This is a genomic window from Mesobacillus sp., assembly GCF_047739415.1.
GTDB lineage: Bacteria > Bacillota > Bacilli > Bacillales > Cytobacillaceae > Mesobacillus.
Genome location: NZ_JBIQOE010000204.1, coordinates 1 through 10,220 on the forward strand (window position 1 = coordinate 1; position 10,220 = coordinate 10,220).

Here is a 10,220-nt window from a genome sequence, read left to right on the forward strand (position 1 = left end):
TACATAGGAAATTGCTTTTCTTATCGCTTATGACCCCTCCAAATCAATTAAGACTTTCTCGTTTGGTTACTGACTTGTGGAGGGCATCAATAGAGAAATGGGAAGAAGCAGACCAAATCATCCTGTTTGAGGAGGCAAAACTAGTTCTATGCCAGGCTGCCTGTACCTGGGCTGGCGTCCCGCTTGAAGAAGCTGAAGTTAAAGAACGGGCTGATGATTTTAGTGTTATGGTTGATGCTTTTGGTGCAGTTGGCCCCAGACACTGGAAAGGAAGGCGCGCTAGATCGAGGGCTGAAGATTGGATTGTTAATATAATAGAAGAAGTCCGTTCCGGCAAAATAGCCGCGGCGCAGGGTTCTGCACTTAATGAATTGGCGTTTCATAAGGATCTGAACGGTAAGTTACTGAATTCAAAGATGGCCGCTGTGGAATTAATCAATGTATTAAGGCCCATTGTTGCAATCGCTACTTTTATTGCTTTCTCAGCGCTCGCCCTTCATAAATTTCCCGCAACGAAGGAAAAATTAAAAGATGATAATGATGAACGTTATCTAGAAATGTTCGTGCAGGAAGTCCGCCGATTCTTCCCTTTCGGACCTTTCCTCGGTGCTAGAGTTAAAAAAGAGTTCATCTGGAATGATGCCCATTTTAAAGAAGCTCAGCTTGTATTACTTGATATGTACGGCACTAACCATGATGCACGGCTATGGAATGACCCAGAATCATTCATGCCTGAAAGGTTCAGGGACTGGCGCGGAAGCTTGTTCGATTTCATCCCTCAGGGTGGTGGAGATTCTGCAACAGGACACAGATGTCCTGGGGAGGGTATTACCGTAGAAGTAATGAAGGCAAGTCTATCTTACCTCGTTAACGATATTGACTATGAAATTCCGAATCAGGACCTGAGCTACAGCCTGGTCAGAATGCCTACGCTACCGGAGAGCGGTATTGTTTTTAGCAATGTTAAAAGAAAGTAACAGAAGCGCTTGATTTTTTAGCGCTTTTTAAATTTTTAATATAAATGGGAAGGATTGAATATGTAATTTTAATTGAGAACGGAGGTGATTTGATGGAAAAGTGCGAGCTTGTTGTTCTGCAAACAAGCGACATTCATGGAAATATTTTACCTATTAATTACGGAAATAATAAACAGACAAATTCGGGATTGGCCCAACTTGCAACTGTCTTCAAAAATATTTTAAAAATTAGCGACTGCACCATACTGATCGATAACGGCGATGTTATCCAGGGCACTCCCCTTACATATCATTTCGCGAAACATATGAACGAGTTAAGTAACCCTGTTGTCAGTGTGATGAATGATCTCGGTTATGATGGGGCGGTCATAGGCAATCATGAATTCAATTTTGGACAGGGTTTATTAAAGAACGCCATCACGGAATCAACATTCCCATGGCTATCTGCTAATATAGTGATCAAGAATACTAAAGAACCAGCTTTCGGTAAGCCTTATTTTATCAAAACCTTCCCTAATGGTTTGCGAATCGCAGTGCTTGGTGTGACAACACATTACATACCAAACTGGGAAAACCCTGATCATATAGCGGGGCTTGAATTCCTTGATGCTTTTGAAACGCTAAACACGTGGGTTGAGTATTTACAAGAAAACGAGCAGTATGATCTTCTTATCGTTTCCTATCATGGCGGTTTTGAGAGAGACCTTGAGACTGGAGATCCGACTGAACAGCTTACTGGCGAAAATCAGGCCTATCGGATATGTACGGAAATAGCCGGAATCGATATTCTTCTGACCGGTCACCAGCATCGTCAGCTTTCCACTCAACTAAACGGTGTCCTGGTTGCACAGCCAGGTCATATGGGACATGCTTTTTCGAAAGTATCGATCAAATTTGAAAAGTTGAATGGCAGCTGGACTATTGTTGAAAAGGCATCAGATGTTATAGCCATAAATGAAAACACGAAGCCAGATAGAAAGATTGTGGAGTTGGCCAGAGTATATGAAGACTCGACACAAAAGTGGCTGGATGAGCCACTGGGAGAAATCGTCGGGGATATGCGCGTCCATTCACCCCTGGAGGTTCGAAAAAAAGACCATCCGCTTATCGAGTTTATTAATAAGGTGCAGATGGATGCTGCCGGAGTGGATGTATCTGCAACAGCTCTTTTCCATAATGGTGTCCCAGGGTTCCCGAATAAAGTAACCATGAGGGACATCGTATCCAACTATGTTTACCCCAATACTTTAAAAGTGATCACCGTTTCTGGGCTGGATATTAAAGACGCGCTTGAAAAATCGGCAGAATACTTTATTTTGGATGGTGAAGGAGAAATCCAGGTTAATCCGTCCTTTGAGTCTCCTAAACCTCAGCATTATAACTATGATATGTGGGAAGGAATAGAATATCATCTTGATATTTCTAAGCCCCTCGGCAACAGGGTTACACTCCTGAAATATAAAGGAGAAACACTAAAACTTAGGGATCCATTCAATATAGTGGTCAATAATTATCGTGCCGGCGGCGGCGGGAACTTTAATATGTTCAAAAATAAGCCCGTAATAAAAGAAATCCAGACAGACATGACAGAGTTACTAGCTGATTATATCCAAAAACGCGGAAAAATCGAGGCCTCATGCAATGACAATTGGAGTGTGCAGCCTCTTAAATAGGCCGATAGCATCAAAACTTCTAATATTGTTTGCTATTGATTCCAGTATCTGTTATGATGAAGTAGAATTATTTTTGTTCGGTGTAAAGGATAGAAATTATTTCGTCTTAATGATCACTTTGGGCAAGGATAGTAACATAATGTGCTAACGCACTGGGAGGTAACAAGAAATGGAACAAGGTACAGTAAAATGGTTTAACGCAGAAAAAGGTTTTGGATTCATCGAGCGCGAAGGTGGAGACGACGTATTCGTACACTTCTCTGCTATCCAATCTGAAGGTTTCAAATCATTAGACGAAGGTCAAAAAGTATCTTTCGACGTTGAGCAAGGCGCTCGCGGACCACAAGCTGCTAACGTATCAAAACTATAATATTAGTTTTGCTTAAAGAAGAAGGTTCCTATGGGACCTTCTTTTTATTTTTTCCCTAAAATGAAAGGCACTTATGAATTGGTCATAAAATCAGATTTGCGTTTTAGGATGTTATTTTTCATGAAATGAAGTATGATCAGTTTATTTTATAGTTGTTTCATTCCCTCTTTTACATTAATTGGCTACATTCCATATACCCCCTGTATAGTGGAAATCACCAAAAACAAGTATACATAGTTTCCTATTCCACCGATGATCTTTTTGTAAATATTGAAATAGTGACTACAAGTATTTATGTCCTTTAGCTCCCGTCCCCCATTTATCCTTTGGATATTTAAGAAATAAGGGATTTTGTGTATAAGTTCTTTAATATTGACATTTTTCAAACATGATAGAGACATAATAAAAAATGGTCAATATACATAAAGGGAGTGATATTTTTGAGTCAGTTTGAACTAATTATTAGAATTGCCATTGCATTCATTGTTTTACTAGCGATGGCACGATGGGCAGGCCGAAAAGAGATCAGCCAAATGACGTTCTTCAACCTTGTATCAGCTATTGCATTTGGGTCCTTAGCAGCAACCTTGGTCCTCAACTCGAACGTGAGTATCATAAATGGCATCATTGCTCTTGTCGGCTGGTCAGCATTTACAGTATTGACTGATATAATCCACCTGAAATCAAAAAAAGCGAGAAAAATTTTAATGGGCGACCCTATCATCGTCATTAAAGAAGGAAATATTATGGAGGGTGCGTTAAGAGAGTCTCGCCTGGATACTGATGCATTAAAGGGCTTGTTGCGGAAAAAGAACGTTTTTTCATTGAGCGATGTAGATTATGCGATTTTCGAAACAGATGGAACGCTTTCAGTACTTAAAAAGGAAGATAAGCAAAACGTTACAAAGGGGGACTTTAATATTGCTGTATCACAGAATAGATTTGTTCCGGTGGCTACTGAGCTAGTATCAGATGGCCTTGTCAATGTTAACAACCTATCTAAAATGCATAAGGACCAGAGCTGGCTTGAAAGTCAGCTTCAATTGGCAGGAGCGGACTCGTTGGATGAAATATTTTACGCGGAAATCCAGCCAGACGGTACGCTTTACGTGGATAAAAGAGATGATATTTTGCATTAAAATAGAGGTCCCGCTAATATAGCGAAGGACCTCTTCGTAAATAAGATATGTTAGGCTAACCTGGTGTATTTAATATAAATTTGAAGGAATGAAGCCTGATGAATGCATCCCCTTTTGACTATTAAACTCCCTTATATGCCAAGCGATAGATTTCAGCCAGTTCTGATACTAATGGAAGTTTAGGATTTGCTGTTGTGCACTGGTCTTCGAATGCCCGGTCGGCAAGCTGCTCAACCTTTGCTTCAAATTCGGCTTTATCAACACCGTTTGCTTCGATGCTCATTGGTATATCCATTTCCCTCGCCAATTTAATGATTGCCTGGACAAGGCTTTCAACACCTTCCTCAGTTGTGCGGCACGGCAAGCCGAGTATGCGCGCAATTTCTGCATAGCGCTGGTCGGCGACGAAACTTTCATACTTAGGGAATGCCGTAAATTTCTTCGGTTTTGTCGCGTTATAACGGATGACATGCGGCATCAAAATGGTATTGGAGCGGCCGTGAGCGATATGGAATTCCGCACCAAGCTTATGCGCCAAACTATGGTTGATTCCAAGGAATGCATTGGCAAACGCCATGCCGGCAATCGTGGAAGCATTATGCACCTTTTCGCGAGCCACCTCATCCTGGCCATTTCGATATGCTCTTGGCAGATATTCAAATACGAGCTGGATGGCTTTGATGGCAAGACCATCTGTATAGTCATTGGCCATACAGCTGACATACGCTTCAATGGCATGCGTCAATACGTCCATTCCTGTATCAGCAGTAATATGTTTTGGCACCGTCATGACAAACTGCGGATCGACAATAGCAACATCTGGTGTCAACTCATAGTCTGCGAGCGGATATTTGATGTTCGCTTTTTTATCGGTAATGACCGAGAAGGATGTAACCTCTGATCCTGTACCGGATGTTGTCGGAATTGCTACGAATTGAGCTTTGCGGCCAAGCTGCGGATATTTGACAATCCGCTTGCGAATATCAAGGAACTTCTGCTTCAAGCCATGGAAATCTGCATCCGGATATTCGTAGAACAGCCACATACCTTTGGCTGCGTCCATCGCAGATCCGCCTCCGAGGGCAATGATGACATCCGGCTGGAAGCTCGCCATCATTTCTGCTCCTTTCATCACGGTCTCAATTGATGGATCTGGTTCTACATCAGAGAAGATTTCACAGTGTACGTAATCGGGACGCTTCCTTAAGTGATAAAGAACTCTATCAACATAACCCAGCTTCACCATACCAGGGTCAGTAACAATGAATGCCTTCGAGATTTTTGGCATTTTTGCAAGATACTGCGTTGAATTCTTTTCGAAGTAAATTTTTGATGGCACCTTAAACCACTGCATATTCACATTCCTTCTCGCAACTTTTTTTACATTGATCAAGTTAATCGCACCTACGTTGGTTGAAACGGAGTTCCCGCCGTAAGTACCGCAACCGAGAGTCAAGGATGGCAGGTAGGCATTGTAGATATCACCAATTGCGCCCTGAGAAGATGGTGCGTTTACGATGACACGTCCTGCTTTCATTCTCAATCCGTACGCTTTAATCACTTCATCAGTTGATGAATGGATGACAGCAGAGTGGCCGAGCCCGCCGAATTCAAGCATCTCTTCTGCCCGCTTAAATCCTTCTTCGGTTCCATTCACTTTATAGCAAGCCAACACAGGGCTTAGCTTTTCACGGGAAAGCGGATATTGAGCACCCACGCCTTTTAGCTCAGCAACAAGGATTTTCGTCTCTTCAGGCACAGTCACACCTGCCATTTCAGCAATTTTATGAGCTGGCATCCCCACTATATCTGCATTAACTGCGCATGATTGTTCATTGATAACAAGCTTCTCGACCTTAGACCTTTCTTCTTCATTTAAGAAGTAGCAGCTATTCGCGATCATTTCTGTTTTTACTTCATGGTAAATTTCCTTATCGATGATGACTGCCTGTTCAGAAGCGCAGATCATACCGTTATCGAATGTTTTGGATAAAATCAGGTCATTGACTGCCCTTTTTACATTCGCTGTGCGTTCAATATAGCAAGGCACATTACCAGGTCCAACACCTAGTGCCGGCTTTCCTGAACTGTAGGCGGATTTCACCATACCGGCACCGCCAGTAGCTAAAATCATCGATATTTTCGAGTGGTTCATTAAAGCTTGTGTTGCTTCAAGAGATGGTTTTTCAATCCACTGAATACAATCTTCTGGTGCTCCTGCTCTAACAGCTGCGTCGCGGAGAATTCTCGCCGCCTCACTGCTGCATTTTTGCGCAGAAGGATGGAAAGCGAATATGATTGGGTTTCTAGTCTTGATGGAAATCAACGCTTTGAACATGGTTGTCGAGGTTGGATTCGTCACCGGTGTTACGCCGGCGATCACACCAACGGGCTCAGCAATCGTGATCATGCCTTCGTGTTCATTTTCGTCGATGATGCCAGCGGTTTTGTCATATTTGATATTGTGGTATACATACTCCGTCGCAAACATATTCTTGATGATCTTATCTTCATAAACACCGCGTTTCGTTTCTTCAACCGCCATCTTTGCGAGTGGCATATGTTGATCAAGTCCTGCCAGGGCCATTTCTTTTACGATTTTATTTACCGCTTCTTGATCCAGCTCACGCATTTGTGCTAATGCTTTTAACCCTTTATCTAATAGACTATCAACCATTTTTGTAACGGATGATTGCTCTTTTACCACTTTTTCCACTGTCCCCATCTTAAGGACCTCCTTATTGTTTTAGTGTTGACTGCTGCATTTATGTAGTTCATATGTTGTTAATTTTAATTTGTGAATGTTTTCACATGATTGTTCAAAAAAATACATTACTCGCAAACTGGATTTCTAGGTATTTTTTCAAAGCTGATGTCTGTTACAAACTTCGTACTTCTTTTAACTATGACGACAAAGTTTACTGTCCAGATGTATGCTGGAATTTCTTTATCATCTTTATACATCATTGCCTCAAATTCATCACCAATAACTTCCTCGAGCATTTCCTGAGTATATGTCTCAGTATCGGTTGAGAAGGGTTTAAATTCGCAATACATCATTTTGATCACTCCTTTTTCTTTTCTAATTAAAGATTATCACATAAAAAGAATAATAGTTTGTGAAATGTTGAACAATGTATGAACTATTATTTATTATCTTTTAAAAGAGTGAAGAACAAAGGTATGAAATCGCTTACAATATAACATTATTTTAATATAGTTATATAAGAAGAAAGAGACTCTAGGAAAGAGTCTCTAAAAATCAAAGTAAACCCCTGTTAATTCCTCTGATACGGTCCATAACCTTGTCATTGTTTCTTCATTAAAAACTCCTGGTGCGGGGATTTCAATCGCAGGATATCCTTTTCTATTTCCCCTTCCGTCCGGACCTATGTACTCTCCGCCGGTCAGGCTGTCATCCGCTGCAGCATAGAGGGTTGGAAGAGCCCCCATCTCTGCGGGCTGGGAAAAGAATTTCATCAATCCTTTCAAATATTTAGGAGTTTCCCCTTTCCCTAAGTTGAATAAATTCGTATTGGAAATTCCCGGGTGGCAAGCGATGCTGATTGTTTCGATTCCATGCTTTTTAAAGCGATTATCAAGTTCTTTTGCAAATAACAGGTTGGCAATCTTACTCTGCCCGTAAAACTTCATTGCTTTGTATCCTTTTGAGCCGTCCAGATTATCAAAATCAATCGAAGCACCTCGGTGAGCGATACTGCTTAAAGTAACGACCCGCGAACCTGGTGTTTTTTTCAGAAGAGGGAGCAAAAGGCCTGTCAATGCAAAATGGCCTAGGTGATTGCTTCCGAATTGAAGCTCGAATCCATCCTTTGTCTTGCCATATGGAGGAATCATCACTCCGGCGTTATTGATCAATATGTCCAGAGTATTGTATTTTTCATGAAAAGCTGATGTGAAATTACGGATACTTGCGAGATCTGCCAAATCAAGCTTCATTAATTCAACTGATGCTTCCCTATTTCCTTGAACGATGGACTCTAACGCATTCTTGCCTTTTTCCATATTTCTAACAGCAAGAATGACGTGTGCTCCCTTTTCTGCAAGTTTCTTTGCAGCCTCAAATCCGATGCCGCTATTTGCTCCTGTAATAATGACTGTCTTTCCAGATAAGTTATCCTTCAACATGTTGATGCTCCTCAGATTGTTTTAGTTTACAAAATTACAAATGTTCTCAATGACTTCCTTTTCCCAATGATAAGAATTAAAGGTATGATCTGCCCCAGTCACAATGTGGAGCGTCGCGTGCTCCTGGTAGCATTTCTCCTGATATTTCTTGGAATCCTCAATCGGAACAGCTTGATCATTTGACCCATGGATCAGCAGAACTTCGCGTTTGAATTTTTTCGCCCTTTCCCACACATCAATGGTACTTAATTCTTCAATAAATCCTTTTCCTATTAAATTCCCGCCAATGTCGAAGGCGCTCTCTTCCTTTATATATGTAGAATTTTTCACCATAACCTTCGCTTCAGCTGCCATACTGCCAGCTGGTGCCAGTAAAATAAGTTTCTCGATTTTCTGTGGATGATCTCCAGCAAGGAGACTGGCAACGAATCCTCCCATGCTAAAACCGAGGACAATCACTTTTTCGTTATCAATATTGGGATGTGAACGGACATAATCAAGAATTGTTTCTGCCTCTGCTAATTCATTCAAAACAGTCATATCTTCAAAATCCCCATCACTTTCACCGCTTCCTAAAAAATCGAATCGGAAACTAGCAATTCCAAGAGCTTCGAGCCTCCTTGAAATTTTCAAAAAGAAACGATGTGGCTCTAGCTTGCTGCCGGTAAAGCCATGCAGAAGAATGACTGCAGGAGCTTCCTTCTCGTCTGCCAAGGGGATATGTGCCATCCCTCTCATCACCTGGTTGTTATGTAAAAGCGAAACTGCTTCCTGCATTTGTACAACTCCTTTCGATACCTTCAATATTTTCAATGGTAACACAATTGGTCTTATTAACCATTGAAATTATATTGAATTTAATTCATACTAAACTCATAGGAATTATTGGAGGGATATTTAAATGAATCTTTTTGTTGAAAAATGCCCACGTTGTAGAGCAGCGCTGGAATTAAAAGACAATCCTTCATGTAAGGCGATCGTAATTAAAGCTTGCCCAGCCGGCCACTATGAAAAAGAATTTCACCCAGCATTGGAAACATATATAGAAAAAATTAAAGTATCATAACTTTACGAAGCAGGGCCTCCATTTGAGGGCCCTGCTTTTTTGTCAATAGATTATATTTTTAATTCACTATGATGACATTATTGTTTTCATAATTTGTTCACTTTTATCTTCAAAACCGTAACAATTTCCATGTTAGAATGATTACAAATAACGAAGTGTGATTTTTATCACACCTTTTGCCGCAAACCGTTCAATTTTGGTTCATTTTCGAATACTTTGTGAACAAATGAACATAAGTTTGAGATAAAATGAACAAATGTTGATTTTTGAAAGGAGCTTCAGTGATGAAGAAATCTAAACTTTTTTTGGTCTCCCTCACCTCGATCATGGCTGTGCTGTTGCTTAGCGGCTGTGAAAACAATATGGTGGTATTCAATCCAGAGGGACCAATCGCAAGGCAAATTCTTGAGTTAATCAACTTTTCGATTGCTCTGATGTTACTTGTAACAGTCGTTGTATTCGGGCTATTTGGATTCATCGTCTGGAAGTACCGTGAACGCAAAGACAATTTGGATTACGAACCACCTGAAGAACACGGCAGCACTGTACTTGAAATTATTTGGACAGTGATTCCGATTTTGATTATCGTTGCTTTAACGATCCCTACGGTTAAAACGATTTACGCTATAGATGAAGTCCCAAAGGTTATGAGAATAAAGAACCTCTTGTTATTAACGTGACATCTGCTGACTGGAAATGGATTTTCAGCTATCCAGAACAAGGAATTGAAACAGTCAACTATGTGAATATACCTGAAGACCGTCCGATTGATTTCAGGCTGACTTCAGCAGGTACGATGCAAAGCTTCTGGATTCCTGCCTTGGCGGGCCAAAAGTACACGATGGC

The 10,220-nt window shown here is 41.0% G+C and carries 9 protein-coding genes and 1 pseudogene; 6 read left to right on the forward strand and 4 right to left on the reverse strand.

Annotation, left to right across the window (positions count from 1 at the left end; all coding sequences use genetic code 11):
* The 4 genes from ACH0QE_RS16305 to ACH0QE_RS16320 form a co-directional block, all read left to right on the forward strand.
* A partial coding sequence (locus ACH0QE_RS16305) for a cytochrome P450 (protein WP_415801633.1) occupies positions 1 to 977 on the forward strand: 977 nt, incomplete at its 5' end.
* Positions 978 to 1,069: 92 nt separating this feature from the next.
* Positions 1,070 to 2,650, forward strand: a complete 1,581-nt coding sequence (locus ACH0QE_RS16310; RefSeq protein WP_415801634.1) for a bifunctional metallophosphatase/5'-nucleotidase — start codon at positions 1,070 to 1,072, stop codon at positions 2,648 to 2,650.
* 169 nt (positions 2,651 to 2,819) lie between these two features.
* Entirely contained in the window at positions 2,820 to 3,020 is a 201-nt protein-coding gene (locus tag ACH0QE_RS16315; RefSeq protein WP_023614374.1) for a cold-shock protein, read from the forward strand.
* Between the two features lie 431 nt (positions 3,021 to 3,451).
* Positions 3,452 to 4,159: a DUF421 domain-containing protein gene (locus ACH0QE_RS16320; protein ID WP_415801635.1), complete on the forward strand. Its 708-nt coding sequence runs from the start codon at positions 3,452 to 3,454 to the stop codon at positions 4,157 to 4,159.
* Between the two features lie 121 nt (positions 4,160 to 4,280).
* Here ACH0QE_RS16320 and adhE read toward each other — a convergent pair whose 3' ends face one another.
* The 4 genes from adhE to ACH0QE_RS16340 all read right to left on the reverse strand — a co-directional run bounded on the left by adhE (position 4,281) and on the right by ACH0QE_RS16340 (position 9,085).
* On the reverse strand, positions 4,281 to 6,884 hold the full coding sequence (adhE, locus tag ACH0QE_RS16325; protein WP_415801636.1) for a bifunctional acetaldehyde-CoA/alcohol dehydrogenase: 2,604 nt from the start codon (positions 6,882 to 6,884) through the stop codon (positions 4,281 to 4,283).
* Between the two features lie 107 nt (positions 6,885 to 6,991).
* Positions 6,992 to 7,219 (reverse strand): hypothetical protein, encoded by a 228-nt coding sequence (locus ACH0QE_RS16330; protein WP_041966255.1) that lies wholly within the window; start codon positions 7,217 to 7,219, stop codon positions 6,992 to 6,994.
* A 195-nt stretch (positions 7,220 to 7,414) separates the two neighbouring features.
* On the reverse strand, positions 7,415 to 8,308 hold the full coding sequence (locus ACH0QE_RS16335) for an oxidoreductase (RefSeq protein ID WP_415801637.1): 894 nt from the start codon (positions 8,306 to 8,308) through the stop codon (positions 7,415 to 7,417).
* Between the two features lie 21 nt (positions 8,309 to 8,329).
* Positions 8,330 to 9,085, reverse strand: coding sequence for an alpha/beta hydrolase family protein (locus ACH0QE_RS16340; RefSeq protein ID WP_415801639.1), 756 nt, complete (start codon positions 9,083 to 9,085; stop codon positions 8,330 to 8,332).
* A gap of 124 nt (positions 9,086 to 9,209) precedes the next feature.
* Here ACH0QE_RS16340 and ACH0QE_RS16345 point away from each other — a divergent pair, with 124 nt between their 5' ends.
* Both ACH0QE_RS16345 and qoxA read left to right on the forward strand, forming a co-directional pair.
* A complete protein-coding gene (locus ACH0QE_RS16345) occupies positions 9,210 to 9,374 on the forward strand; it encodes a hypothetical protein (RefSeq protein WP_415801640.1) in 165 nt (54 codons plus the stop codon).
* Positions 9,375 to 9,658: 284 nt separating this feature from the next.
* Positions 9,659 to 10,220, forward strand: a pseudogene (gene qoxA / locus ACH0QE_RS16350) (cytochrome aa3 quinol oxidase subunit II); the annotation flags it as partial.